The 25685-nt window shown below is 72.4% G+C and carries 20 protein-coding genes; 7 read left to right on the top strand and 13 right to left on the bottom strand.

Going from position 1 to position 25685, the window contains the following annotated elements; genetic code table 11:
* The first annotated feature begins 2 nt into the window (after positions 1-2).
* Entirely contained in the window at positions 3-881 is an 879-nt protein-coding gene (locus CXQ92_RS06140; protein ID WP_104166139.1) for a metal-dependent hydrolase, read from the top strand.
* A gap of 14 nt (positions 882-895) precedes the next feature.
* Here the strand turns inward: CXQ92_RS06140 and CXQ92_RS06145 are convergent, their stop codons facing one another.
* The 4 genes from CXQ92_RS06145 to galU form a co-directional block, all read right to left on the bottom strand.
* Positions 896-2212, bottom strand: a complete 1317-nt coding sequence (locus tag CXQ92_RS06145) for a phosphotransferase (RefSeq protein WP_104166141.1) — start codon at positions 2210-2212, stop codon at positions 896-898.
* A gap of 64 nt (positions 2213-2276) precedes the next feature.
* The gene (locus CXQ92_RS06150) at positions 2277-3275 is read right to left on the bottom strand and encodes a hypothetical protein (protein ID WP_104166143.1); all 999 of its coding nucleotides are present in this window, start codon (positions 3273-3275) and stop codon (positions 2277-2279) included.
* A gap of 123 nt (positions 3276-3398) precedes the next feature.
* Complete coding sequence (locus CXQ92_RS06155) at positions 3399-4022, bottom strand: GNAT family N-acetyltransferase (RefSeq protein ID WP_104166145.1); 624 nt, start codon at positions 4020-4022, stop codon at positions 3399-3401.
* A 6-nt stretch (positions 4023-4028) separates the two neighbouring features.
* The gene (gene galU / locus CXQ92_RS06160; RefSeq protein ID WP_104166147.1) at positions 4029-4931 is read right to left on the bottom strand and encodes a UTP--glucose-1-phosphate uridylyltransferase GalU; all 903 of its coding nucleotides are present in this window, start codon (positions 4929-4931) and stop codon (positions 4029-4031) included.
* 56 nt (positions 4932-4987) lie between these two features.
* Between galU and CXQ92_RS06165 the strand changes: the two genes are divergently transcribed.
* From CXQ92_RS06165 to cpaB, 3 genes are all read left to right on the top strand, one after another.
* Positions 4988-5665 carry a 5-formyltetrahydrofolate cyclo-ligase gene (locus CXQ92_RS06165; RefSeq protein ID WP_104166149.1) on the top strand — a complete coding sequence of 226 codons (678 nt, stop codon included), beginning with the start codon at positions 4988-4990 and terminating at the stop codon, positions 5663-5665.
* A gap of 86 nt (positions 5666-5751) precedes the next feature.
* A complete protein-coding gene (locus CXQ92_RS06170) occupies positions 5752-6087 on the top strand; it encodes an FmdB family zinc ribbon protein (RefSeq protein ID WP_104166151.1) in 336 nt (111 codons plus the stop codon).
* A 100-nt stretch (positions 6088-6187) separates the two neighbouring features.
* Positions 6188-6859: a Flp pilus assembly protein CpaB gene (gene cpaB, locus CXQ92_RS06175; RefSeq protein WP_258069756.1), complete on the top strand. Its 672-nt coding sequence runs from the start codon at positions 6188-6190 to the stop codon at positions 6857-6859.
* A gap of 50 nt (positions 6860-6909) precedes the next feature.
* Here cpaB and CXQ92_RS06180 read toward each other — a convergent pair whose 3' ends face one another.
* The 4 genes from CXQ92_RS06180 to CXQ92_RS06195 all read right to left on the bottom strand — a co-directional run bounded on the left by CXQ92_RS06180 (position 6910) and on the right by CXQ92_RS06195 (position 14071).
* Positions 6910-10923: a DUF4011 domain-containing protein gene (locus CXQ92_RS06180; RefSeq protein WP_306738443.1), complete on the bottom strand. Its 4014-nt coding sequence runs from the start codon at positions 10921-10923 to the stop codon at positions 6910-6912.
* A gap of 144 nt (positions 10924-11067) precedes the next feature.
* Positions 11068-12654, bottom strand: a complete 1587-nt coding sequence (guaA, locus tag CXQ92_RS06185) for a glutamine-hydrolyzing GMP synthase (protein ID WP_104166155.1) — start codon at positions 12652-12654, stop codon at positions 11068-11070.
* Between the two features lie 60 nt (positions 12655-12714).
* A complete protein-coding gene (locus CXQ92_RS06190; RefSeq protein WP_104166156.1) occupies positions 12715-13203 on the bottom strand; it encodes a DUF3817 domain-containing protein in 489 nt (162 codons plus the stop codon).
* Positions 13196-14071: an SURF1 family protein gene (locus CXQ92_RS06195; RefSeq protein WP_104166158.1), complete on the bottom strand. Its 876-nt coding sequence runs from the start codon at positions 14069-14071 to the stop codon at positions 13196-13198. The genes CXQ92_RS06190 and CXQ92_RS06195 overlap by 8 nt, the downstream gene beginning before the upstream one ends.
* Before the next feature lie 130 nt (positions 14072-14201).
* On the opposite strand from CXQ92_RS06195, the gene CXQ92_RS06200 reads away from it, so the two are divergent.
* Both CXQ92_RS06200 and CXQ92_RS06205 read left to right on the top strand, forming a co-directional pair.
* A complete protein-coding gene (locus CXQ92_RS06200) occupies positions 14202-15923 on the top strand; it encodes an ABC transporter ATP-binding protein (RefSeq protein WP_104166790.1) in 1722 nt (573 codons plus the stop codon).
* The gene (locus CXQ92_RS06205) at positions 15916-17661 is read left to right on the top strand and encodes an ABC transporter ATP-binding protein (RefSeq protein WP_104166160.1); all 1746 of its coding nucleotides are present in this window, start codon (positions 15916-15918) and stop codon (positions 17659-17661) included. The genes CXQ92_RS06200 and CXQ92_RS06205 overlap by 8 nt, the downstream gene beginning before the upstream one ends.
* Before the next feature lie 18 nt (positions 17662-17679).
* On the opposite strand, the gene CXQ92_RS06210 is transcribed toward CXQ92_RS06205, so the two are convergent.
* Positions 17680-18171 carry a PTS sugar transporter subunit IIA gene (locus tag CXQ92_RS06210; protein ID WP_104166162.1) on the bottom strand — a complete coding sequence of 164 codons (492 nt, stop codon included), beginning with the start codon at positions 18169-18171 and terminating at the stop codon, positions 17680-17682.
* A 17-nt stretch (positions 18172-18188) separates the two neighbouring features.
* Positions 18189-19328, bottom strand: a complete 1140-nt coding sequence (locus tag CXQ92_RS06215; protein WP_104166164.1) for a GuaB3 family IMP dehydrogenase-related protein — start codon at positions 19326-19328, stop codon at positions 18189-18191.
* Positions 19329-19497: 169 nt separating this feature from the next.
* Between CXQ92_RS06215 and CXQ92_RS06220 the strand changes: the two genes are divergently transcribed.
* Entirely contained in the window at positions 19498-19863 is a 366-nt protein-coding gene (locus CXQ92_RS06220) for a hypothetical protein (RefSeq protein WP_104166166.1), read from the top strand.
* Positions 19864-19887: 24 nt separating this feature from the next.
* On the opposite strand, the gene CXQ92_RS06225 is transcribed toward CXQ92_RS06220, so the two are convergent.
* From CXQ92_RS06225 to CXQ92_RS06235, 3 genes are all read right to left on the bottom strand, one after another.
* On the bottom strand, positions 19888-21717 hold the full coding sequence (locus CXQ92_RS06225) for an ABC transporter ATP-binding protein (protein WP_104166168.1): 1830 nt from the start codon (positions 21715-21717) through the stop codon (positions 19888-19890).
* 36 nt (positions 21718-21753) lie between these two features.
* Positions 21754-23280 (bottom strand): IMP dehydrogenase, encoded by a 1527-nt coding sequence (guaB, locus tag CXQ92_RS06230; RefSeq protein ID WP_104166170.1) that lies wholly within the window; start codon positions 23278-23280, stop codon positions 21754-21756.
* A 128-nt stretch (positions 23281-23408) separates the two neighbouring features.
* Positions 23409-25463, bottom strand: a complete 2055-nt coding sequence (locus CXQ92_RS06235; RefSeq protein ID WP_258069757.1) for an acyltransferase family protein — start codon at positions 25461-25463, stop codon at positions 23409-23411.
* Between the last annotated feature and the right edge of the window lie 222 nt (positions 25464-25685).

Below are 25685 nucleotides of genomic sequence, written 5' to 3' on the forward strand. Positions count from 1 at the left end.
CCATGACCCTGCCCACCACCGACACGCGCGTCACCTACCCCGCCGGAGCCACCGAGGCGGCCTCCCGGGTCCTGCACGTCGAAGCCCGCGGCGGCCGGCGCGCCGTCCTGCTGGAGGCCACCGCCTTCCACCCGGTGGATTCCGCCTGGCCGGACCAGGGCGCGGATCGGGGCGTCCTCGAGATCGGCGCCCGCCGCTGGTCCGTGACCGACTGCGTCGTCGGCGCGACCGACGGCACCACGCTGCACCTCGGTGCGGACTCCCCCGTCCGCAAGGGCACCGAGGGATGGGCGTTCGTCGTCGTCCACCTGATCGAGGGCGCGGAGGGTGACGGCCCGGCGGAGGGCGACGACGCCGTCGTGCGGGTCGACGCCGCGCATCGCGCCGCCGTGTCGGCCGGGCACACCGGGTGCCACCTCGCCTCGCTCGCGCTGAACCGGGCGCTGGCCGGCCGCTGGAAGAAGGACGTGGCGCCCGACGCCCTCGGTGCACCGAACTTCGACGCGCTGGCGATCGACACGACGGTGATCGGCGAGTTCGGGTCCCTCGACCGGTACCGCCTCGGCAAGTCCCTCCGACGGAAGGGCTTCTCCGTCGAGGACCTCGACACCCGGGCCACGGCCGAGGCGGTGAACACGACGCTCGCGGGATGGACGGCCACGGGAGCCCCCATCAGCATCGCGGCGGACGGCCCCGGACTCACCGACCGCCGCCGCTGGGTCTGCGACCTGCCCGGGGAACGGGCCGGGATCCCCTGCGGCGGGACCCACCTGACCTCCCTCGCCGGCGTGGACGTGACCGTCCGGCTCGAGCTCGCCGACGAGGACGGGACGCCGGTCCTGCAGATGAGCACCCGGGTCGGCGTTCCCGCACCGGACTGAGGACCCCTTCCGGGTCACCGGGTGCGGCCGGGGCGGGTCCCTCCCCGGAGTCGCTGCGCCTCCGCCAGGAACTGCTCGGCGACCTCCAGGCGGGACACGGCCTCGGGTGCGCCGCCCCGGGCGCCGTCAGCGCCCGCCGTGCCGTCCCCGTCCTCCGCGCGGCGTCGTGCTCCGGCGACGAGCGTGAGGCTGACGGCGGCCGCGCGGCTCCGGAGTGCCACGGGGTCGACGCGGCGGTCGAAGGCCCGCAGGAAGCGGAGCAGGGCGTGCGGCACCTGGGCATATCCTGCGTGCAGCGCGGGCAGGACGGCGAGGTGGCCGAGGAAGCAGGCGAGGTCGTCCACGAGGTGCCCCGGCCCGAGCGCGTCGACGTCCAGGAGCCCGGACACCGATCCGTCCGTGATCAGGAGGTTCCCCTCGTAGAAGTCCCCGTGCGTCGGCACGAGGGGGCCGCCGTCGCTGGCGCGGACCACGGCGTCGATGTCGGCGGCGAGGCGGCGGATGCGCTCGGCCTCCCCCGGCAGCGCCGCGGCGGCTCCCTCCCCGTAGTCCCGGACCCTCGCCGACCACGGCGGGCGCGCGGGCAGCCCCAGGACCGCGGCGGGCAGCGAGGCGAGGACCTGCAGCAGCGCGTCGGGCTCGACGCCGGCCGCGCCGTCGCGCAGGAGGAGTTCCGCGAGCGGCGTGCCGGGAGCCGCGTGCATGGCGACGACGTCCTGCACCGGCCCGGCGGCGAGGGCGGGGGCGGGGACCCCGGCGGCCCGCAGCATCCGGTGCCGTTCCGCCAGGGGCCCCGCCGCGTGCTGCCGGAGCACCTTGAGATAGCGGCGCTCCTCCCCGTTCCGTGCCAGCACCACCGCACGGCGCATCGGGCGGTAGCTCCTGAGTTCCAGCACCGTCGCATCCGCCTCGTACCCGGGCCCGAAGGCGAACGGCGTGACGGCTGCCGGGTCGAGGGCCGAGGGGAGCCCCGGCAGGAGCGGATCCCCGGGGTGTGCCCATCCCGAGAGGGTGTCGGCGCCGCGCCGGTGGACCACGGTGACTCCGCCAGGCGGGTGCGGGAGCGCGCAGGAGGTGATGCACGCGTGGGTGGGGGCGGGCCCGGGCGGCATGCCGCGGCCGGACCCTGCGCCGCCGGGCGGGGCGACCTCGACGGAGAAGACGCCCGTGGCCCCCGCTCCGGGACGGTGATGCAGGGAGGCGAGCCGCCAGGTGCCGAGCTCCCATCCCGCATCGGCGAGGACACGCCGCAGGAGATCCCCCGGCGCGTCCGAACCCAGGAACGCGATGGCGTCCTGCTCCCGGATGATGCGTGCGTCCCGTGCCCTCATGCGATCGCCGGACGGGCCCTACGGGCGCAGGTCCGTCGTCGCAGCCGGGGGCATGTCGGGGTCGTCAGGCGCGCCGGCGCTGCAGCACGTCGTCGAGATTGATGCGGCCCGTCGCGGGGGCGTCGTCGTGCGCGGGAGCGGCGTCAGCGGCGTCCGCGGTGCCGGCAGCGCCCGCCGCGACACGGGCAGCGGCCTCCGAGGCCTTGATGGGCGTCTTCGACGCGGCTTTCGGGGCTTCCGGCAGGTCCAGGGGGGCGGGGGCCTGGCGTTCGGCCTTCGCGGCATCGACGTACGTGGGGCGGGGTACCTCGACCGGGGCCCAGGCCGCGGATCCCGGCATGGGCACGGCGACGCCCGCCTCGGTGGGCGGCACGGTCCGTCCGGCCTCGGCCGGCCCGGCGTCACGGACCTGCACGACGGATGAGCCGTGGGCGCCGGCGAGGGCGGCCATCCGCTGCTCCATCGCGGTGAGGGGGCGCTCGGAGGTGTCCTCGGCGTCGAACAGGACGGTAGGACGCGTCGGCGCGGTGGGGCGCGCCGGAACCATCGGGGCCGGCCGGGACGCTTCCTCGGGGGCGGGTTCGCGGACCGGGGCCATGGCGTCGGCGAACGCGCGGTTCACACGGTCCCGCCGCGCGCGCACGGCGAGCAGCCTGAGAACCGCGACGGACGCGACCGTCCCGGCGAGGCAGGCCAGCGGGACGAGGAGGGACACGACGCCGATCGCGCCGAGCACGAGGGTCACCAGCGTGCCGACGACGCACAGGACGCCGGCCAGGGCGACGGCCAGGCGTCCCCGGCGCGGAGTGAAGGACTGGCGACCGGACGCCGTGCCGGCCGAGACCGCTGTGGTGCCCGGCGTCGGCCCGGACGTGGCCCAGGGGGTGTCCGGGTGGCGTGCATCGTCCTGGTGCTCGGTCATCGTCATCATGCTCCCCCCGGGACGGCGGGTCCCGGTTGTCGGCGTCGGGCGTCTGGTCCCGGCGAGCGCCGGTGTGGTCCTGCCGAGGAGGGACGGCGCCACCCACAGCAGCCACATGCCGACGACTGCCGCGAGTACCAACGAGCTATCCAGGGAGAAGACCACACTCAGAACCGTAGAAGCACATGCTGCCCGGCTCCGGCATTGGGGCCGGTGTGTCGGCGGCTGATATGCCCCCATCGGCATCCACGGCTCCGCCTGGGGCTAGTGCGGGCCCCGGCTCTCGAGCCAGGGACCGAGCAGACCCCGTGGCACGTCCTCGGCCGTCAGCGCGAAACTCCTGTGGTCGGCCCACTGTCCGGCGATGTGCAGGAACCGCGGGCGCAGGCCCTCGTCGCGGAAGTGGAGCTTCTCCACGACGCGCAGGCTCGCCCGGTTCTCGGGGCGGATGTTGATCTCCATCCGGTGGAGCCCGAGATCCCGGAAGCAGTAGTCCGTCGCCAGCGCCACCGCCGTCGGTGCGATCCCCCGGCCGGCCCGCTCGGCGTCGACCCAGTAGCCGAGCGTCGCCGTCATCGCCGAGCCCCAGGTGATGCCCGAGACGGTGAGCTGTCCCACGAGCCGCGCATCCCGGGATCCGGGCTGCTGCTCCGTGATGAGGAACGGCAGCGCCACACCGGCGCGCGCCTGGGACGTCAGGGAGCGCACCATCTGGTGGTAGGTGGGCAGGAAGCCCTCAGGGTCCGGGTTGGAGGCCTCCCAGGGCGCGAGCCAAGAGGCGTTGCGCTGCCGCAACGCCGTCCAGGCTGCCTTGTCCCTGTGGCGGATGGGCCTGAGGACCAGGGATCCGGTCCTGAGGTTCACGGGCCAGCTGGTTGCCGACCACACGGCGGACTACTCGGGGATGTTCTTGCTGAAGTCCTTGATCCAGGCACGGAGGTCCGGACCGAGGTCCTCGCGCTCCGATGCGAGCGTCACCACGGCCTTCAGGTAGCTCAGCTTGTCGCCCGTGTCGTAGCGGCGGCCGCGGAACACCACACCGTAGACACCGGATCCCTCGCCCTCGGCGCTCGCCAGGGTCTGCAGGGCGTCGGTCAGCTGGATCTCGCCGCCGCGGCCCGGTGCGGTGGTCTCGAGGACGTCGAACACGCGGGGGTGCAGGACGTAGCGGCCGATCACGGCGAGGTTCGACGGCGCGTCCTCGACGGCGGGCTTCTCGACGAGCTGGTTCACACGGACGTGGCCTTCGCCGTCGATCTCGGTGATGTCCGCACAGCCGTAGGCGCTGATTTGCTGGGGATCCACCTCGATCAGGGCGATGACGGACCCGCCGGTCTTCGCCTGCACCTCGATCATGGTCTCCAGCAGGGGATCGCGCTCGTCGATCAGGTCGTCGCCGAGCAGGACGGCGAACGGCTCGTTGTTGACGTGCAGCCGGGCGCGCAGCACGGCGTGGCCGAGACCCTTCGGGTCGCCCTGGCGCAGGTAGTGGATGTCGCCGAGTTCCGAGGGGCGCCGCACCGCGGCGAGCTTGTCGTGATCGCCCTTGTCCTCGAGGGTCTGCTCGATGAAGGGGACGCGGTCGAAGTGGTCCTCGAGGGCGCGCTTGTTACGCCCGGTGATCATCAGGACGTCGGACAGGCCGGCGTCCACGGCCTCCTGCACCACGTACTGGATGGCGGGCTTGTCGACGACGGGGAGCATCTCCTTCGGCATCGCCTTGGTCGCGGGAAGGAAGCGGGTTCCCAGCCCGGCCGCGGGAATGACGGCCTTAGTCACGCGTGATCGCAAAGTCATGGGAACCACACTACATAACGGGCCCCCGTTTCCCGGGCGATCGGCACAATGGTGGAATGAGCTCTTCTCCTCGTGCTACCGGGCCCGCAGCAGCTGCCGGCCCGGACAAGGCCCGACTGCGCCGATCGCTCCGGGAGGCCCGCGCCGCGCTGGACCCGGTCGACCGGCAGCGGCAGTCGGAGGCGCTGGCCTTCGTCGTGACGCAGTACCTCGGGGGGACCGCCGGCCGGGCCGCGGACCCGGCATCCCGCCGCCCCACGATCGCCGCCTATCTCGGCCTCGACCCGGAGCCGGACACCGCGCCGCTGCTCCGGGACCTGCACCGTCTCGGCTACGGCCTGGCCGTCCCCGTCTGCGAGCCCGGGTACCAGCTGTCCTGGACCGCCTGGGCCCCCGGCGTCCCGCTCCGGCGCTCCGTTCGCGCCCCGGTGCTCGAGCCCACCGGGCCACGGCAGGCGTTCGAGGACCTGCCGGACGTCGCCCTCGTCCTCGTCCCAGCCCTCGCCGTGGACCGCTCCGGGCACCGGATCGGTCAGGGCGGCGGCTACTACGACCGTTTCCTGGCGCGGCATCCGCTCGGTCGGCCGGACGCGGTCCCCCGGCTCGGCGCGGTCTACCGCTCCGAGGTCCTGCCCGCGGGCGCCATCCCGGCCGAGCCCTACGACCAGCCCCTCCAGGGCGTCTTCACCGCCGACGGGGTGCTGGACACCGGGACACGCCGCCCGCCGGTGTAGACTGGCACTCGACCCCGGAGAGTGCCAACAGCGTGTGCTGGAAGCGTGCCTGCCGGGGACCACGAAGCCTGTCCAGGAGGATCTCCATGCCCATGTACGCCTACGCCTGCAAGGACTGCGGCCACACCTTCGATATCCAGCAGTCCTTCTCCGACGACTCCCTGACCGTCTGCCCCGTGTGCGACGGCGCGTTGCGGAAGAAGTTCAACAGCGTGGGCGTGGTCTTCAAGGGCTCGGGTTTCTACCGCAACGACTCCCGCGACACGAAGTCGAGCACGGATGCGAAATCACCCGCCGCTCCCGCCGTGCCGTCGTCGGGGTCCTCGGAGTCCTCCAGCGTGCCGAGCACCGCCGGCGCGTCCGCCGGCTCCTCCTCCGGAGCTGCCCCGGCCTCGGCGGGCGCCGACCGCGCCGCCTCCTGACCGTCGGACCGTCATCCGTGCACGGCCGCGGATGCCGGCTGATGTCCACATAGCAGCGGCACGGCCCGTCGGGCGGGACACCACCGCCTAGCGTCGGTCCATGCACACCGTCCGCCGCCCCCGGGGCGCCCCTCTCAGGCACCGCCTCCACCGGATGCTGCATCGACGCCGGAGGCTCCTCGCGTGTCTCCTCCTGTGTGCTGCCGCAGGCGTCGCCGTCGAGGCGGTCGTCGGCGAGGACTACCCGACGACGCCGGTCGTCAGTGCGGCCCGCGACCTCGCCGTCGGGACCGTCCTCACGGACGCCGACGTGGCGATCGTCCGGGTCCCCGACCAGGCCGTCGTCGCCGGCACCCTGCGCCGCGCCGACGAGGTGGTGGGTCGGCAGCTGGCCACGCCCCTGCCGGAAGGCTTCCCGTTCTCCGGGACCGCCTTCGTCGGCGACGGCCTGCTGACGGGGATGGCGCAGGGCACCGTGGCGGTCCCGCTCCGTCCGGCCGATGCCGCCACCGTCCAGCTCCTGGCCCCCGGGCAGCGCGTGGACGTGATCCTCAGTACCGGCAACGGGTTCGACGTCCCGGGCGACTCGACGGTCCTCGCCCGGTCGGTCGCCGTCCTGTGGACCGCGCCGGAGGCCGGCAGCGGGACGTGGCCCGGTGCCGGGGACGACGGCGGGCTCGTCGTCGTCGCGGCCGGCCCGGAGGACGCCGCGACGCTCGCCGGAGCCTCCAGCGCCGGGGACGTGCACCTCGTCCTCACCACCGGCTCATGAGCCCGCGTCTCCGCCGTCCCGCCGTCCCCTTGTGCCGCCGGATGCAGCGCTCAGCCCCAGTGCGGCGGCCGCTGCTCCTTGAGCCACGCGTCGTGATCATCGGGGGTGTCGCCCCAGGCCCGCGGGTCGTCCTCCCCCGCGGTCGCCGGGATGGCCGGCCCCGAATCCTTCGGGGACGCCTGGCCCGCGGCAGCGCCGCGGTCCGGCTGCTGGTCGTCGCGGCTCATCCTGTCGGCGTCCTTCCGTGGCGTCGGCTGGTCTGCATGATCGCGGGGCGGCAGCCCGATGAGCGCCGATGCGCGCTCCGCGCAGCCGTCCGGGTCCGTGAACACCTCGATGGTCCACAGCGGCATGTAGCGCCACCCCATGCGTTCGAGGATCTGGGGCCTGAGCCTGCTGCGCTCCCGCACGGACATGGACTTGTAGCGGCCGGTGCCGTCCGATTCGATGGCCAGCGGTGCGGGCCGTTCGTCCTGCGCGGCAGCGGCGCTCCCGTCCGCCCGGAGGTCGGCGGGCCGCACCGCGACGATGTCCAGGACACCCGCATAGTGGTCCCACACCTCGGCGCCGCGGTGCCGCAGCCGGTCCACGAGGTCCGCGACGAGGGGGTCCTCGTTGCTTCCGGACGTGGGTCTGCTCCGGCCGGCGTCGCCGCCGAGTTCGCGCTGGAGCAGCTCGAAGAAGTCCAGGGCGCCGGCGGTGAGGCGGTCGGGGTCGAGGTCGGAGGGCTCGAAGCAGGTGAGCACGTGCTGCAGCCGGCGGGCACGCGTCATGGCCATCACGAAGTTGCGGCGCCCGTCGGGACCCGACAGCGGTCCGAAGGAGTGCAGGGTACGCCCGTGGGGGGTGCGGCCGTAGCCGAGCGAGAAGATGATGTCGTCACGGACCAGGCCTCCGGCTCGTTCCACCGGCACCACCCGGAAGGACTCCCGGCCCGGCGTGAAGAACCCGGCGGCCCAGGGGAACTCCGCCATCTGCAGGCGGATGGCCTCCCCGACCCGCGCGGCGTGCCGGGCACTGGCGGTGACCACGGCGAGGGAGACGCCCGGACGGCGGCGGATGTGCTCGAAGACGAGTTCGACGACCCGGTTGACCTCGACGTCGACGCTCTCCACGCCGTCGTGCTCGGAGCTCGGCATCCCGGTCCCGTTCGGAAGGTATTCGACCACGAGTCCGCGGCCCTCCCCGGTGACCTCGGAGGCCTGCGGCAGGCGGGTGAGCTTCCCGTCGTAGAACGATTCGCTCAGGTAGGTCCCCAGGCCGCGGTCCACACCGCGGTACACCTCGGTCAGTCCGCGCACGGGCAGGACCGAACGCAGCGCGTCGAAGGCGCTGGGCAGGGGCTCGAGGGCCGAGGCGCGGTCGGCGGACTGCACCTCGATGCTGAAGCGGGTGGGAGCGGCCAGGCGGTCGTCGCCGAAGACCACGGTCTGCGAGGAGCGGGCCACACACGGCACCGCGCTCTGCAGGGACATCGACTCGCCGTCGAGGATGACGGCGGTGTCGAACCGGTAGTCCCCGGGCACCGCGCCCCGGACGGTCAGCGGGCTCACGGCCCAGATGGGCAGGAGCGCCGCCACGAGGTCGCGGTGGAGGGCGGCGAAGACCTCCAGGGTCAGAGTGCCGTCCTTCAGCTCCTGGCGCAGCCGTGCGGCGTCCTCGGGGTGGCCCTCGACCGCGGCACGCCAGCGGTCCGCGAGGATCCAGCGGACCCGGGCGGATCCGGAGGCGATGTGCGCGTTGTCCGCGAGCCGGTACTCGGCCTCCAGCTTGCGGAGGCTCGCGCCGTCCGACATCGCGAGGTAGTCGTCCCCGCTGATCATGGCCTCGAGGGCGGACTGCCACCACGCGAGCTCGAGCTCGGAGCCCACGCGGTCGGCGGGCACCTCCCGGGCTGCGAGGTCGGTGAGCAGTTCCGCGAGGCCCTGCTCGCGCATCTCGTCGAGGAGCAGCGTGCGCTCGGGCAGCGTCTCCAGCGTGTCCTTGTCCGCGGCGAGGTCTCGCAGCAGGGCCTCGAGGCCGTCCAGGGCCAGTCCGGCGAGGTCCGGGTGCTCCGCCGTGGGCCGCAGGATGGCGGTGAGCTCGGCGAGGCGCCCCTCGACGTCGCGGTAGGAGGCGTGGATCTCGGCCAGCCCGGTCGGCACGGAGGGGTGGCGCTCGGTGAGGGCGTACCGCGTCCACAGCGTGCGCTGCTCCTGCACCTCGAGCAGCGAACTGTGGAGGTCGGAGATGTGGACGCCCGGCCGGATGTACTCCTTGGCCACGCGCCGCAGCCGGGACCGCGTCATCGAGCTCATCTCGATGCCGCGTTCCTTCCGCCATGCCGACGGCGCCGTGGCCGAGATGAGGTCCGTCACGGGGCGGTCGAAGATGTCCGGCGTGAACTTGTCGAGGCTGCCCCGCACGGCGACGAGCAGCTCGAGCTGCTCCCCCCACTCCCTGAAGCTCTCGCCGAGGGTGATGTGCGAGTGTTCCGCGACGCGCTGCACCTCACCGCGCAGCGCGGGGATCCCGGTGGCGAGCTCCTCGGCGAGGCCGTGCGCGTGCTCGGTCTCCTTGCGATTGAGCAGCTGCGCGCCGTACCAGGGGCTCTCGGTCGAGGCCTTGCTGAAGCTGCCCAGTTCCGCGGCCCGCTGGAGGCGTTCCGTGAGCTCCCGACGGTCGGGGATGGAGTCGAGGACGCTGCGCTTGAGGCGCACCGTGGTGGACGGCGCCGGGTCGAGCGCGGTGAGTCCGGCCAGGGACTGCATCGCCTGGTACGGCGAGCAGCTCCACCGGCTGCGCACGTTGTGCAGGCTGCGCACGTGCTCGATCAGCTGGTGCCGGTGTTCGCTGAGCGTGGAGTGCAGGGTCCCGAGCGACGGTTCGGCCGCCTTCTCGTTCCGGACCAGGGCCCGGATGACGGCTTCCCGCAGCTGGGCGGGACCGGTCTGGCTGCCGAGCTGGAGCACGAGGGAGCCGAGGTCCAGACCGTCGAGGTCCTGGACGAATTCGTTGAGCGTGCCCCGGCGCTCGGCGGCGACGATCACGCGACGGCCCGCGGCGGCGGACCTGGCCGCCAGGTTGAGTGCCGTCTGGGTCTGGCCCGTCCCGGGCGGAGCGGCCACGACGACGCTCACGCCGGCGGACGCGAGGTCGAGGACCTCCTGCTGGGCGCGGTCCGCGTCGAGGATCAGGAGCTCGTCCTGGGGATCACGCTCGTCGGGGGCCGGGAACGAAAGTCCGTCGGCCGCCGTCGTGAGCGACGCGGCGGCCTCCTCGTCACCGCGCGCCGACGCCATGAGCGCCGCCAGCACGGGGTGCTCGGGGCGCAGGGCGGGGTCGCCCCTCACCCCGGCGAGGTCGGCGAAGGTCGACACGAGGATGCGGTGCTCCACCGACATGCCGCGTACGCCCTCACTGAGCACACGCATGCGCTCGAGGACCGGATGCGGGTCGAACCGGGCTGTCCCGTAGGCGAGGCGAGCGATACCCGCCGGGTCGACCTGCAGGCCCTGCTGGTTCCGCAGGTGCCGGACGAGCGCCGGGTTCATGCGGGCCTGCTCGGTGATCTGGAGCTCGTAGTCGTCCTGCGACGCGTGGACGGTCAGGGACACGGCGGTCAGGAGCACGGGGGCGTTGAGGGTCTGGGAACGCCCGGAGTCGTCCACGGACCGCCAGGACGCCGTGCCGGCGGCCAGGTAGCCGACGTCGATCCCGCGTTCGGTCCCGAGTTCGAAGATCTTGGCGCGGAGGGCGCGGGCGGCCGCCTTGGCAGCGCTGTACTGCACCGGGTCCCGGAGGAGGGTGGACAGCCTCGTCCGGCGTCCTGCGAGAAGCTGTGCGAGGCCCGAGGGGTGCGCATGGGTCAGGTCGATGCTGGTCCCGGCGGAGGGCCGGAAGTGGAGCAGGGTGTCCCCGCTGGCCTGCGATCCGAGCCCTTCGAGCCAGGGCTCGAGGAAGTCCTGGGCGGCCGGGCCCGCGGGCGACGGCGCCGGCTGCTGCTCCGGCGCGGCGACCGGCCGGCCCTGCTGCGGCTGATCCGCCGGCTCTCCCGCCGCGTCACGCTGGTCCTGCTCCGGCACCGCCGCCTTCTTCCCTGCATTGTCTCGTGCTGATCTCGACCAGATGGGCATGTCTTCCAAGCTATCCGAAAAGCGTCCGGACCCCGCGGATAGCAACGCGGCCCGGGCGGACCGGAGTGGGCCGATGCCCACTCCGGAGCGCGACTACTCCCATTCGATGGTTCCCGGCGGCTTGCTCGTCACATCGAGCACCACGCGGTTGACGCCGTCCACCTCGTTGGTGATCCGGTTCGAGATCCGCGCGAGCAGGTCGTACGGGAGGCGGGACCAGTCCGCGGTCATGGCGTCCTCACTCGACACGGGCCGCAGGACGATGGGGTGTCCGTAGGTGCGGCCGTCCCCCTGCACGCCGACGCTGCGGACGTCCGCGAGCAGGACCACGGGCATCTGCCAGACCTCGTTGTCGAGCCCGGCCGCCGTGAGCTCGGCACGGGCGATCGCGTCCGCCGTGCGCAGCAGCTCGAGCCGCTCCTCCGTGACCTCCCCGACGATCCGGATGCCCAGCCCCGGCCCGGGGAACGGCTGCCGTCCCACGATCTCCGCCGGCAGGCCGAGCTGGGCGCCGACGGCGCGTACCTCGTCCTTGAACAGGGCCCGGAGGGGTTCGACGAGTTCGAACTGCAGGTCCTCGGGCAGCCCGCCCACGTTGTGGTGGCTCTTGATGTTCGAGGCGCCCTCGCCGCCGCCGGATTCGACGACGTCGGGGTAGAGCGTGCCCTGGACGAGGAAGCGGATGGACTCGCCGTCCGCCTCCGCCTCGCGCATGATGGCCCGTTCGGCCTCCTCGAAGGCGCGGATGAACTCGCGGCCGATGATCTTGCGCTTGGTCTCGGGGTCGGAGACGCCGGCCAGTGCGTCGAGGAAGCGGCGCTGCTCGTTCGCGACGTACAGCTTGACGCCGGTCGCGGCGACGAAGTCGCGCTCCACCTGCTCGGCCTCGCCCTCTCGCAGCAGCCCGTGGTCGACGAACACGCAGGTGAGCTGGTCACCGACCGCGCGCTGCACGAGTGCGGCGGCCACGGCGGAGTCGACCCCGCCGGAGAGTCCGCAGATCACGCGGGCATCGCCGATCTGCTCGCGGATGCGCTGCACCTGCTCCTCGAGGATGTTGCCGGTGGTCCAGTTCGGGGCCAGGCGCGCGCCGCGGAAGAGGAAGTTCTCGATGACGGCCTGGCCGTGCTGGGAGTGCTTGACCTCGGGGTGCCACTGCACGCCGTAGAGCGCCTTGTCCTCGTTCGCGAAGGCAGCGACGGGCGCACCGGCGGTGCTGGCGAGGACCTCGAAGCCCTCGGGAGCGGACTGCACGCTGTCGCCGTGGCTCATCCACGCATTCTGGTGCTCGGGGGTGCCGCTGAGGATGGAGCGGGCCGCGCCGTCGGAACGCACGTCCGTGGAGCCGTACTCCCGCAGGCCCGTCCTGGCGACCGTGCCGCCGAGGACGTCCGCCATCGCCTGGAAGCCGTAGCAGATGCCGAGCACCGGCACGCCGGCCTCGAACAGGTCGGCTTCGACGCGGGGGGCACCCTCGGCGTAGACGCTCGACGGCCCGCCGGAGAGGATGATCGCCGCGGGGTTCTTCGCGAGAATCTCCTGCGTGCTCAGGGTGTGCGGCACGATCTCGGAGTAGACGTCGGCCTCGCGGACCCGGCGCGCGATCAGCTGGGCGTACTGTGCGCCGTAGTCCACGACGAGGACAGGTCGGTGTTCGGAGCCGTTCTCGGGGGTAGTCACCCGTCAACAATAGTCCGCGGACGCGGGCCGGACCGCATCAGCGGGCCTCTGTGAAGCCGCTCAGTAGCGGGACGCGGCCTCGGGGTGGGCCGCCAGGTCCTCCTCCACCTGACGGTGGATCCGCTTCTCGACGACGAACGACAGCAGCGGCACCACGCCGCCGAGCGCGATCAGGACGAAACGGCCGAAGGGCCAGCGCATGATCTGCCAGAGGCGGAAGTCGGCGATGAGGTAGACCACGTACAGCCAGCCGTGGACGATCAGCACGGTGGTCGAGAGATTCAGTCCCCCGGCCGTCTGCGCGACGGCTTCGGGCAGGAACTGCAGGGGCGCGCCTCCTCCGGCGACGATCTCCGTCCCGAACCCGTACTTGGCGACCATCTCCACGACGACGAGCAGGAGCATGACACCCGTCGCGTACGCGAGGACCTTGTAGAACGCCAGGGCGGAGCGGATCTGGGCATGCGTGCCGCCGAACCGCCGCTTCGGGGTGCCCGTGGCGGGCGGGCGGCCCGGTCCGGTGGTCGGGTCGAGAGCTGGCTCAGTCACGGTGCGTTCCGCCTTCGGTGTCGGGTCTCATCTCGGAGCTTGATGCAGGCGTCGGATCGGACGGGGTGCCGGACGCGGGCTGGGTCCCTGCCTCCTCGGCGGCGTCGGCGGCGTCCTCCAGCGCGCGGCGGTGGTCGTCGGCGACGAGGCGCCACCACAGGAAGAACGCGAAGCCCGCGAACACGAACCACTCGATCGCGTAGAAGATGTTGAGCCAGTTGATCGGCGTCTCCTGCGGCTGCGGACCGACGACCACCGGCTGCATGCCGGCAGCGAAGGGCACATCCGCTCCCCCGGCGGTGACCGTCGTCGCCACCACGAAGGCCGCATAGGCGCGCACGTCCCACCGGTTGGCGAGCTCGGCCGTGGACAGCGAGGGGACCTGGCCTTCGACGGGCCGCTGCACCAGGGGCGCCTCGGGCGGCAGGAGGCGTCCGACGACGGCGGCCGGGCCGTCCTGCTCGGGCAGGGAGGCGACGTCCTCCGCCGCGGGCACCCAGCCGAGCACGATCGGGATGACGGCACCCTGCGCGGCGCCCCCGGCCTCCGCGCCGTCGACGGCGAACGCCTGGATCACCCAGAGACCGTCCTCGCCGTCGCGCAGGCGGTCCTGGACCAGGGTGCGGGTGTCCGGCAGGAAATCGCCGTCGAGCGAGACCATCTGGTCGGCGCCGGAGGCGTACAGGGGGGTGAGGGGCTGGAGGACGTCGGCCAGGGGCCGTACGTCCTCGGTGGCGCTCGGCGCAGGCGGTGGGGCCTGCCGCGAGGAGTTGAACTGCCACTGGCTGAGGAGCACGAAGACCGAGGCGATCGCCATCGCGAGGATCAGCAGAAGGATCCATCGAGGCTTGAGCGCGGTCTTCAACACCCCTTAACGGTACTTCGTGCCTGTGTAGAACAACGAATGGCGCCCGCGCCGGAGCCCTCCGGACGCGGCCGGAAAAACTGATTGGGATATCTCTATCACTGGGCCCGGATACGGTCTACGCTTGATCCTCGTGCGCTCCTATCCCTACCCCCTCACCGGTCCCCCGGATCTGCGCTCGCCTGCGCGCTACCTGCTGTGGCTCGCGGGCCACCAGAAGGCGACCCTGGCCGCCGGGATCCTGCTCGGTACCGTGTGGATGGCATCGCAGGCCGTCATGCCCTTCGTGCTCGGCCGGGCCATCGACGACGGCGTGATCGGCGCGGACTATCCGGCGCTCGTCGCCTGGGCCGGCGTCCTGCTCGGCCTCATGGTGGTCCAGGCGGTCTCCGACACCGCCACGCACCGCGCCGGGGTCAGCAACTGGATGCAGGCCGCGTTCCGCTCCGTCCGCCTCGTGGGCCACACGATCAGCAGGACCGGCGATGCGCTGCCCGCGGCGCTGCCCACGGGGGAGGTCGTCTCCACGGCGGCCTCCGACGCCTTCCGCGTCGGCGAGGTCTACGAGGTCCTGACGCGTCTCGCCGGCGCGGCCGCGGCGTGGCTCGTGGTGACGGTCCTGATCTGGCAGACCTCGCCCGTGCTCGGCGTCGTGGTGCTCGCGGGCGTCCCCGTGTGCTGCGGACTGCTCCTGTTCGTGGTGCGCCCCCTGCAGGCGCGGCAGCGCGAGCAGCGCGAGGCGTCCGGCAGGATGACGGCGGTCGGCGCGGACACCGTGGCCGGGCTGCGCGTCCTGCGCGGCATCGGCGGCGAGCACATCTTCGTGGACCGGTACCGGGCGAAATCCGCCCGGACCCGCGATTCGGGCATCCGCGTGGCGCATTCCCTCGCGGACCTCGAGGCGTCGCAGGTCTTCATCGCGGGCACCTTCAGCGTGGTGTTCACGTGGGTCGGGGCGTCCCTGGTGCTCTCGGGCGACATCACGCCCGGCGAACTCGTGGCCCTGTACGGCTTCTCGATCTTCCTGATGACGCCCATCCGGGCGGCGGCCGATTCCGTGGCGCGCTTCATCCGCGCGCACGTGGGCGCGCGCAAGATCCTCGCGGTGCTCGCGGTCCAGGCGGATGTCGCCGACACCACGACGCCGGTCCCCGCCCCGCCGTCGGGCTCCGTCCTCGTCGACGAGCGCTCCGGCGTCGTCGTCGAACCCGGCCTGCTGACCGCGGTCGTCTCGAAGGACCCCGCGGAGGCGACCGACGCCGTCACGCGCCTCGGCCGCTTCGAGGACGCCGTCCTCGAGGAGGCGGGTGTCCGGTGGGGCACCGCCGACCTGCGGCATGTGCCGCTCGCTGCCGTCCGCGGGCGCATCGTGGTCAGCGAGGCGAGCCCCCAGCTCTTCAGCGGGCCGCTGCGCCGGCAGCTCGACCCGCACGGCAGGCACGACGACGGCACGATCCTCGCGGCCCTCGAGGCCGCGAGCGCCCTCGACATCCTGGACGGCCTCGACGGCGGCCTCGACCACGCGGTGACGGAACGGGGTCGGGGCTTCTCGGGGGGTCAGCGGCAACGCCTCGTCCTGGCCCGCGCCTATCTGACGGGGGCCGAGAACCTCGTCCTGGTCGAGCCGACGAGCGCCGTCGACGCCCACACGGAGCAGCGCATCGCGTCCCGGCTGGCCGGGGCGCGGCGCCAGGACGGCCGGACGACCGTCCTGGTCAGCGCGAGCCCGCTCCTGCTGCGCAGCATGGACCGCGTCGTCTTCCTCGAGAACGGCCGCGTCGCCGCGCAGGGCAGCCATACGGACCTCATGGCCGGCAACCCCGCCTATCGGGATGTGGTGATCCGCAGTGAGTAGCACGGCCGTACTTCCCGTCGCCGCGCCGGCCACGGTCCGCGACGAAGCCTTCCGCCTGATCCGCCATCACCGGCGGGGCCTCGGAGCGGTGATCGCCCTGTACGTCGGATCGGCCGTCGCCGGGCTCGCCGGCCCCCTGCTGCTCGGGATCCTCGTCGACGCACTCGCGGCGGGTACGACGCCCGGCTTCGTCGCGACCGTATCGGCCGGGATGCTCGCGTTCCTGGCGGTGCAGTCGGTGCTGCGCCGGTACGCCGTCCGGTCCGGCATGGTGTTCGGCGAACGCGTGTTCGCCGAACTGCGCGAGGACTTCATGGAGGACGTCACGGCACTCCCCCTGTCCACGGTGGAGACGGCGGGCACGGGCGACCTCGTGGCCCGCACCACCAACGACATCGACGCCGTGTCCCACACGGTGCGCTTCGGCGTGCCGCAGGTCGTCGTCTCGGTGGTGACCATCGTCCTGACGCTCGGCGCCGCCGTCGTCACCTCCCCGGTCCTGTCGCTGGCCCTCCTCGTGGGACTGCCCCTGCTCTGGCCCGTCACGCGCTGGTACCTGCGGCGCAGCGCCGGCGGGTACATGCGCGAACGCGAGACCTACGCCGTCGTGAACGGGACGATCACCGAGACCATCGAGGGCGCCCGCACGGTGGACGCCCTCAGCCTCGGCGGGCTGCGCCGCGCGGACCTCGACGACGCCCTCGGCAGCAGCTACCGCGCGGAGCGCTACACGCTGTGGCTGCGCTCCGTCCTGTTCCCCGCCGCGGACGTCGCCTTCTGGCTGCCCGCCGCCGCCGTCCTCCTCTGGGGCGGCTGGCTCGCCGGCCAGGGCCTCGTCACCCCCGGAGCCGTGGCCGCGGTGGCCCTGTTCGCGGTACGCCTGATCGACCCGGTGGACCTGCTCATCATGTGGACCGACGAGATCCAGGTGGGCGCCGCGTCGCTGGCGCGGATCGTCGGCATCAAGGGGGTCGAGCCGGACCGGGAGGCGACGACGGCGGAACCGGCGAACGAGGACATCGTCGTGTCGGCCGCGACGTACGCCTACCGCCCCGGGCACAACGTGCTGCACGGCGTCGACCTCACGCTCGTGCGGGGCGAGCGCCTCGCCGTCGTCGGGCCCTCGGGGGCCGGCAAGTCGACGCTGGGGCGCCTGATCGCCGGGATCCACCCGCCGACGTCGGGCTCCGTCACGGTGGGCGGCGTGCCGCTCGTGGACCGGCCGCTCGACGACCTGCGCCGCGAGGTGGCGCTCGTGACGCAGGAGCACCACGTGTTCGTCGGCTCCGTCTCCGACAACGTGCGCCTCGGCCGGGCGGACGCGGGCGACGGCGAGATCGAGGACGCCCTGCGCAGCGTCGGGGCGCTCGACTGGGTGAAGCAGCTGCCCGAGGGCATGGACACGGAGGTGGGCTCGGGGGCGTTCGAGCTGAGTCCAGCGCGGGCCCAGGAACTGGCGCTGGCGCGGCTCGTCCTCGCCGACCCGCACACCCTGGTGCTCGACGAGGCGACGTCCCTGATCGATCCGCAGGCCGCCCGCGACCTCGAACGATCGCTCAGCGCGGTCCTCGAGGGACGGACCGTGATCGCCATCGCGCACCGGCTGCACACGGCGCACGACGCCGACCGCGTCGCCGTCGTCGAGGACGGGCGGATCACCGAGCTCGGCTCGCACGAGGAACTGCTCGCGCTCGACGGCGCGTACGCGTCCCTGTGGCATTCGTGGCGGAGCGAGTAGCCGCCCGCGGGCTCGCCGCTAGTGGTTGTGGAACACCAGCGAGGAGTTGATCAGTTCGGAGATCACCTCGGCGTCGTGGGCACGGCGCAGCGACTCCCGAAAGTTCTCCTTGAACAGGCTGCGGGCGATCGTCGCGAGGACCTCCAGGTGCTCCGAGAAGGACTGCGCGGGTGTGGCCATGAGGAGGACGAGGGTGGCGGGACCGTCCACGGCGCCGAAGTCGAGGCTGTACCCGAAGCGCGTCACCCCGACGGCGATGGAGGTCTGGTTGACGTACTCGCTGCGTGCGTGCGGCAGGCCGACGCCGCCGGGCAGTCCCGTCGCCATCTGGTGCTCGCGGGAGTTGACCTGGTCGAGGAAGGCCTGGAGGTCCGAGAGCCTGCCGGCGTCGTACAGCCGTCCCGCGAGCTGGGCGGCGGCCTCCTCCTTGGAGGTCGCCTCCATCTCGAGGATCACGAGGTCGGGCGTGGTGAGGTCGGCGTCGTGCGGATCGAGCGGCTTCTCGCTCACGGGGTGCCTTTCGGGGTTCAGTCGACCGAGACGTAGGGCGAGAGGACTACCTCCACCCGCTGGAATTCCTTCAGATCCGAGTACCCGGTGGTGGCCATCGCCCGCCGCAGCGCCCCGATCAGGTTCGAGGTGCCGTCCGTGTGGTGGGACGGTCCCCACAGCACTTCCTGCAGGGGCCCGACGGTGCCGATGTTGACCCTGTCGCCGCGCGGCAGTTCCGGGTGGTGGGCCTCCTGGCCCCAGTGCCATCCCTTGCCGGGCGCCTCCTCGGCGCGGGCGAGCGCGGAACCGAGCATGACGGCGTCGGCGCCCATCGCGATGGCCTTGACGATGTCGCCGCTGGCGCCCATGCCGCCGTCGGCGATGACGTGGACGTAGCGCCCCCCGGACTCGTCCATGTAGTCGCGCCGCGCTCCGGCGACGTCGGCGATGGCGGAGGCGAGCGGCGAGTGGATGCCGAGGGCGCGGCGGGTCGTCGTCGTCGCGCCGCCACCGAAGCCGACGAGCACGCCGGCCGCACCGGTGCGCATCAGGTGCAGTGCCGGGGTGTAGCCGGCCGCGCCGCCCACGATCACGGGGACGTCGAGTTCGTAGATGAACTTCTTGAGGTCGAGCGGTTCCTCGTTCTTCGAGACGTGTTCGGCGGACACCGTGGTGCCGCGGATGACGAAGATGTCGACGCCGGCCGCGAGGACCGTCTTGTAGAACTGCTGGGTGCGCTGCGGCGTGAGCGATCCGGCGACGGTCACCCCGGCCTCGCGGATCTCGGCGAGGCGGCTCGTGATGAGGTCGGCCTGGATCGGGGCCTCGTAGATCTCCTGCATGCGGCGGGTGGCCGCCGGGCTGAAGTTCTCCGTGCTCAGGCCCGCGATCTCGTCCAGGGCCTGCTGCGGATCCTCGTAGCGGGTCCACAGACCCTCCAGGTTGAGGACGCCGAGGCCGCCGAGCCGGCCCATCGCGATCGCGGTGGCGGGCGACATCGCGGAGTCCATGGGGGCCGCGACGACCGGCATCTCGAACTGGTAGGCGTCGATCTGCCACTGCACGGAGACGTCGAGCGGATCCCGGGTGCGGCGGGAGGGCATCACCGCCACGTCGTCCAGCGAATATGCCCTGCGTCCGCGCTTGCCTCGGCCGATCTCGATCTCGTAAGTCACTGCTCTAGGTTAGCCCAGCGCGCCCTCCCGGCAGGTGTCGCGTCGTGAAGGGCGGCCGGTCCGCGCACGGCGCGGCCGGGTCCCGCGGTCCGGCGGGAACGCACGGGCACCCTATCCTGGACCTCGGACAAGGACTGTCGGGGAAGGACCAACGGGGAAGGACGACCGGATGCCGTTCCGCAGCAAGCAGACCCTGGAGACCTGGATCGACGACTTCAGGACCACCCGGGAAGGCGGCGCCCTCATCTCGGTGCTGGTGCAGGACGGCGCCGACGGCGCCGATACTGGACTCGTGATCGTGCCGCTCAGGAACGACAGCACCGAGATCTACCTGCAGCCCGTCGCCGTGGGCGACCCGCGGTGGTCGATCTCGTTCGGCGCCCGCAGCGAGGACTCCGAGCTGACCGCCGCGGAACTGCACGGGCTGGCCGCGGAACTCCTGGTGGCGGCGTCCCTGTGCCAGTTCCTGGAGGAGAAGTCGATCGGCCATGAGGAGCATCAGGACGACGAGCAGGCGGAGAACGTCCCGGCGTGAGATCCGGGAGGCACCGGGACGCCGTCAGGCGTCCGGCAGCTGGCTCTCGAACATCCGGAAGTACCGGCCCCGCAGCGCCACGAGCTCGCGGTGCGTCCCGGACTCCACGATCTCGCCGTCCTCGAGCATGTGGACGACGTCGGCCTTCTCGATGGTCGCCAGGCGGTGGCTGATCGCGATGATCGTCCGTGAGCGGTCGGCGAACAGTCGCGTGAAGATGCGGTGCTCGGCGAGCGCGTCGATGGCCGACGTCGGCTCGTCCATGACGATGAAGGGCGCGTCGCGGTAGAAGTTGCGGGCCATGGCGAGCCGCTGCCACTGGCCGCCGGACAGGCCGCTGCCCTTGCGCCCGCGGGGGTCCTCCATCCAGTTGCTGACGTAGTTCCCGAACCCGTTGGGCATCTTCCCGATGAAGTCCGCCGCTTCGGCCTCGCGTGCCGCCCGGCGCGCCCTCGCCTCGTCGCGCGGCCGGTGGACGTCGCCGAAGTAGATGTTGTTCTCCGCCGTCGCGAACTCGTACCGCAGGAAGTCCTGCGACATGACCGCGAGGTGCCGGTGCCAGTCGTCGATGCGGATGCCCCGCAGGTCCCGGCCGTCGAGCAGCACCGTTCCCCGGCTCGGCTGGTACAGGCCCGCGAGGACCCGGATGAGCGTGGACTTGCCCGCCCCGTTCTCGCCCACGATGGCCACGTGGGTCCCCCGCTCGAAGGTCATCGAGATGCCCTTGAGGACCTCCGACTCGCCGCCGGCGTAGGTGAAGTGGATGTCGCGGAGTTCGACGGCGGACGGCGCGTCCTCCAGGCGTGCCGTCGCCGCCGTGGACACGGGGAAGTCCATGAACTGCTCGTAGTCCTTGAGGTTCGCGAGGTCCTCGTCGATGGAGCTCAGCGAGGACACCAGGCTGTTGGCGGTGCTGAGGGCCCGGCTGACGATCTGCTGCACGTAGAGGAACTGGCCCACCGGCTGCGCGCGGGCGATGATCTGCCCCACGATCCACACCAGGGCGAGCAGCTCTGCGCCGTACTGCAGGGCGTCCGCCAGCAGCTGCTTGGGGATGTACCGCTTCTGGAAGTCGAGGCGCCGCTTCTCGTCGGCGTCCCTCAGGGTGGAGCGCAGGTCCATCAGGTACCGGACGATCCCGTAGAGGCGCATCTCGGCGATGTGCTGCGGCTTCATGAGGTTGTTCTCGATCATGCGCCGTTGCCGCCGGGAGTCCACCTGCGTGTTCCAGTGCGCCATCTGCTCCCGTGCGAGCCGGAACTGCAGGTAGACGCTGGGGATGATCGCGACCAGCACGATCAGGGCGATCCACCAGCTGACCAGGAGCAGCGCGCCGATCGCGAGCAGCACGGAGACCAGCTGCGTGAAGATGGCGGCGATGCGGTCGAGCACGCGCGCATAGGAGTCGGAGAACCGGCGGGCGCGGTCGTAGAGGTCGATCGTCTCCTTGTCGTCGTACCGCCAGAAGTCCAGGGCGAGGAAGCGTTCGTACATGCGGTCGCCCACCATGGCGCCGACCCGGAAGCTCAGCACCTGCTGGATGTAGCGGTCCACGCTCGTGAACGCTCCCCACAGCAGCCCGAGGACGGCGGTGACGATCACGTAGACGACGGCGGACCGCCCGGCATCCGGGTCCCCCGCGTAGGCGGCGGCCAGCGCCGTCGTCGTCAGGGATGCGTAGTAGGTGGTGACCAGCGGCAGGACCGCCGAGATGAGGGAGCCCGCGACCTTCATCGCGACGGCGCCCGGCGACGCCTTCGCGCTGACCACGAGGACCTGCCCGACGGCGCGGGCGTACGGTCCCACCCGGAGCTTGCGGCGGGCGGCCACCTGGGGCTGCGGCAGGCCGCTCACGCGGGCCCTCCCGCCCGGAGGGCCACGCGCTGCGCCCTACTTGGAGCCGTAGTTGGGTGCCTCGACCGTCATCTGGATGTCGTGCGGGTGGGATTCCTTCAGGCCGGCGGCCGTGATGCGCACGAACTTGCCCTTGGCCTTCAGCTCGGGAATGGTGCGCGCGCCGGTGTAGAACATGGTCTGGCGCAGGCCGCCGACCAGCTGGTAGGCGACGGAGGCGAGCGGCCCGCGGTAGGCGACGCGGCCCTCGATCCCCTCGGGGATCAGCTTGTCGTCCCCTGTCACGTCCGCCTGGAAGTAGCGGTCCTTCGAGTACGAGGTGTTCTTGCCGCGCGTCTGCATGGCGCCCAGCGAGCCCATGCCGCGGTAGGTCTTGAACTGCTTGCCGTTGACGAAGACCAGCTCGCCGGGGGCCTCGGCGGAGCCGGCGAGGAGCGAGCCGAGCATCACGGTGTCGGCGCCGGCCACGAGGGCCTTGCCGATGTCGCCGGAGTACTGGAGGCCGCCGTCGGCGATGACGGGCACCCCGGCGGGGATGGCGGCCTTCGCCGATTCGTAGATGGCGGTGACCTGCGGGACGCCGACGCCGGCGACGACGCGGGTGGTGCAGATGGACCCCGGACCCACGCCCACCTTGATGCCGTCGGCGCCGGCGTCGATCAGAGCCTGCGCACCCTCGCGGGTGGCTGCCTGACCGCCGATGATGTCGACGTGCGCCAGGGACGCCTCGGCCTTGAGGCGCGAGATCATCTCGAGGACGCCCGCGCTGTGGCCGTTGGCGGTGTCGACGAAGAGGGCGTCGACGCCCGCGTCGACGAGCGCCATGGCGCGCTCCCAGCCGTCGCCGAAGAAGCCGATGGCCGCGCCGACGCGGAGGCGGCCGTCGTCGTCCTTCGTGGACAGCGGGTACTGCTCGGCCTTCGTGAAGTCCTTGACGGTGATGAGGCCGCGCAGGATCCCCTCGTCGTCGACGAGCGGGAGCTTCTCGATCTTGTTCTGCGCGAGGAGGTTGATGGCGTCGTCGCCGCTGATCCCCACGGCACCGGTCACGAGGGGCATCTTCGTCATGACGTCGCGCACGAGCGTGCGCGGGAAGTCGCGCTCGAGCACGAAGCGCGTATCGCGGTTCGTGACGATGCCGAGCAGGCGACCCGCCTCGTCCACGACGGGGAGGCCGGAGACGCGGTAGTGCCCGCAGAGTTCGTCGAGTTCCTGCAGCGTGGCGTCCGGGCCGATGGTCAGCGGCTTGGTGATCATGCCGGACTCGCTGCGCTTCACGCGGTCCACCTGGTCCGCCTGATCCTGGATGGACAGGTTGCGGTGGATGACGCCGAGCCCGCCCTGCCGCGCCATGGCGATGGCCATCCGGGACTCCGTGACGGTGTCCATCGCGGAGGAGAGCAGCGGCGTCTTCACCGTGATGCGCTTGGAGATGCGCGACGACGTGTCGGCCTCCGAGGGGATGACGTCGGTGTGGCCGGGGAGCAGGAGCACGTCGTCGTACGTCAGGCCGATGAATCCGAAGGGGTCGTGGGTCTCGTTCTGGCCTGACTGCTGGGTCACTGCTGCGCCTCTTTCGATGTCGCCCGGTGGGGGGTGGGGCTCCGGAGCGGCGGCTGTGGATGCGCCGGCGGGCCCTGACAGTCTAGAACGGATCGGGGAAGCCCCCTATTCCGGTGACAGCGCTCACGTCACCAGCCGAGGGCCGCCGTGAAGCGCTCCTCGAAGACCGGGACGGTCGTCTCGACGTACGTCTTGGAGAGGTGGTCGCGGTCCATGTACACGCGGACGTTCCCCACCACGCCGGGGCACGTCGCCCCCGCGCAGACGACGTCGGTCAGGTCCAGGTGTTCGAGACCGGGCAGGCGTCCGGCCAGCGGCAGGAGGGGCGATGACGGCGCGAGCACCTCCGCCGCCGGGACGTCGCAGGCCGTGGGGTCGGAGGCGTGGCGGGCCGTGCACTCGGCCATGTCCTCCTCGAACCGAGGAGTGTCACGGAGCGCGACGACGGGGATGCCGGCGTCCAGGAGCGGCGTGATGCCGGCCTCGAAGCCGGCCGGGACCTCCTCGGCGGGCGAACTCCAGTCCGTCCGCGTCCCGACGGTGAGCACGGCGTCGGGAGCGAGATCCAGGGCGTAGGCGCGGACGGCCTCGTTGAAGGCCTGGCACTCCGGGTCCACGCTCCGGTGCGCATCGACGAACCGGCAGTTGGGCCGGTGCACCGAGACGGCGAGCCAGTCGTTGGTCCCGGCCATGGCACCGAGGGCGGTCATCCACATCTGCGAGTGGGAGTCGCCCAGCACCAGCACGGTCCGCTCCGCCGTCGCCGCGTCCCCCGTTTGGACGCACGAGGACAGCCGCGGGTCGGCGGGCATCAGGGCCTCCGAGCACGGCCCGTCCACGGCGGCCCATTCCGCGCCGAGGCTGCTCGCGAGCGGCTTCACCAGGGCGTCCTCCGAGCCCCGGTACTCGAAGTCCGGGTGGAGGGCCTCGGCGCCCGGGTTGTCGGCGCGCGTCTGCTGCTCCACCGCCGCCTCCTGGGCCTGCACCCGGTACTCCCAGCCGGAGAGCGGGACAGCCACGAGGGCCAGGGCCAGCGCGGCCACGAGGCCCGTGCGCCGGCGCTTCGCGGCCGGCCAGGACCACGAGCGCACCGGCTCCTCCACGAAGCGCGTGGTGAGCACGGCCAGCACGAGGGAGGCGCCGATGACGACGGCGCCGTCGAGCAGTCCGGCCCCCTGCTTCCCGGCGACGACGAGCCAGATGACCAGGACGGGCCAGTGCCACAGGTAGAGCGCGTAGGACGCACCGCCGAGCCGCAGGAGCGGCCCGGAGGACAGCCAGCGGTCCACGCCGGCCGGGCTGTCCGTACGGCCGGCGACGATCACGGCGGCCGCGGCCAGCGTGGGCCAGAGGGCGACGAAGCCCGGGAACTGCTGCTGCACCTGCAGGAGGACGCCGCACGCCAGCATCATCACCACCCCCGCCCAGCCGAGGACCACCCGCATCCGCCGCGGGAGCACGACGTACGGCAGGGCGAGGGCCACGAGGGATCCGAGGGCGAACTCCCACAGCCGGGCGCGCGTGTCGAAGTAGGCCGCCGCCTGGTCCGTCCCCGTCTGCCACACCGAGAACGCGAGCGACACCCCGAAGAGGGCGCCGAACAGGGCGATCAGCACGGGCCTTGGCCGCAGGCGCGTGACGGCGACGAGCGCGCCGGCCGCCGCGAAGAGGAGCGGCCACATCAGGAACACCTGCCCCTGGATGGATAGGGACCAGAAATGCTGGAGCGGGCTGGCCGCGCTGTGGTCCAGGGCGTAGTAGTCGACGGCGTTGCCCGCGAGCTCCCAGTTCTGCCGGTAGGTCAGCGACGCCCACGTCTGGTCGAACACCGCACGCCACCGCGAGCTCGGCACGAAGAGGGCCGTGGCGGCGAGGACGGACAGGAGGACGACGGCGGCGGCGGGCAGCAGCCGCTTCAGCAGGTTGAGCCAGTACGCCACGAGGGCGAGGGGCTGCTGTGTCTCGAGCCTGCGCGTGAACGTGACCGTGAGCAGGAACGCGGAGACGAGGAGGAAGACGTCCACGCCCCCGGACACCCGGCCGAGCCAGACGTGGTAGACCACCACCATCGCGACGGCGAGGGCCCGCAGCCCCTGCACCTCGGGACGGAACCGGCGGGTGTCGACGCCCCCGGGCGCCGTCACGGCGGTCGCCGGAGCAGCGGTCAGGGGAATGGAGAACACGCTGTTCCTCCTGTCGGGGGCGGGCCCGGGGCAGGGACGCAAAGCTCCAGATTACCGTCCGGCCGTCGTCGTCCGGCACCGCGGCGGACCGGCCGGCCCCCGCCCTCGCCCCGAACCCCGTACTCTAGGAGGAGTATCTTCCCCGAACGCAGGGGACCACCAGCACGGAATCGCCGGGTGTGCCGGCCTCGACGACGCTCGTCTGACGGCCGCTCCCCCGCC

Origin of the sequence: Arthrobacter sp. SX1312 (genome assembly GCF_002929295.1) — a bacterium.
In the GTDB taxonomy this organism is placed as follows: Bacteria; Actinomycetota; Actinomycetes; order Actinomycetales; family Micrococcaceae; genus Arthrobacter_D.

What these genes read in the sequence shown, in the direction of transcription:
- CXQ92_RS06140 (WP_104166139.1), top strand. Translation starts at nt 3, where the DNA reads ATGACCCTGCCCACCACCGACACGCGCGTCACCTACCCCGCCGGAGCC.
- CXQ92_RS06145 (WP_104166141.1), bottom strand. Translation starts at nt 2,212, where the DNA reads ATGAGGGCACGGGACGCACGCATCATCCGGGAGCAGGACGCCATCGCG.
- galU (WP_104166147.1), bottom strand. Translation starts at nt 4,931, where the DNA reads ATGACTTTGCGATCACGCGTGACTAAGGCCGTCATTCCCGCGGCCGGG.
- CXQ92_RS06165 (WP_104166149.1), top strand. Translation starts at nt 4,988, where the DNA reads ATGAGCTCTTCTCCTCGTGCTACCGGGCCCGCAGCAGCTGCCGGCCCG.
- CXQ92_RS06170 (WP_104166151.1), top strand. Translation starts at nt 5,752, where the DNA reads ATGCCCATGTACGCCTACGCCTGCAAGGACTGCGGCCACACCTTCGAT.
- cpaB (WP_258069756.1), top strand. Translation starts at nt 6,188, where the DNA reads ATGCACACCGTCCGCCGCCCCCGGGGCGCCCCTCTCAGGCACCGCCTC.
- CXQ92_RS06220 (WP_104166166.1), top strand. Translation starts at nt 19,498, where the DNA reads ATGCCGTTCCGCAGCAAGCAGACCCTGGAGACCTGGATCGACGACTTC.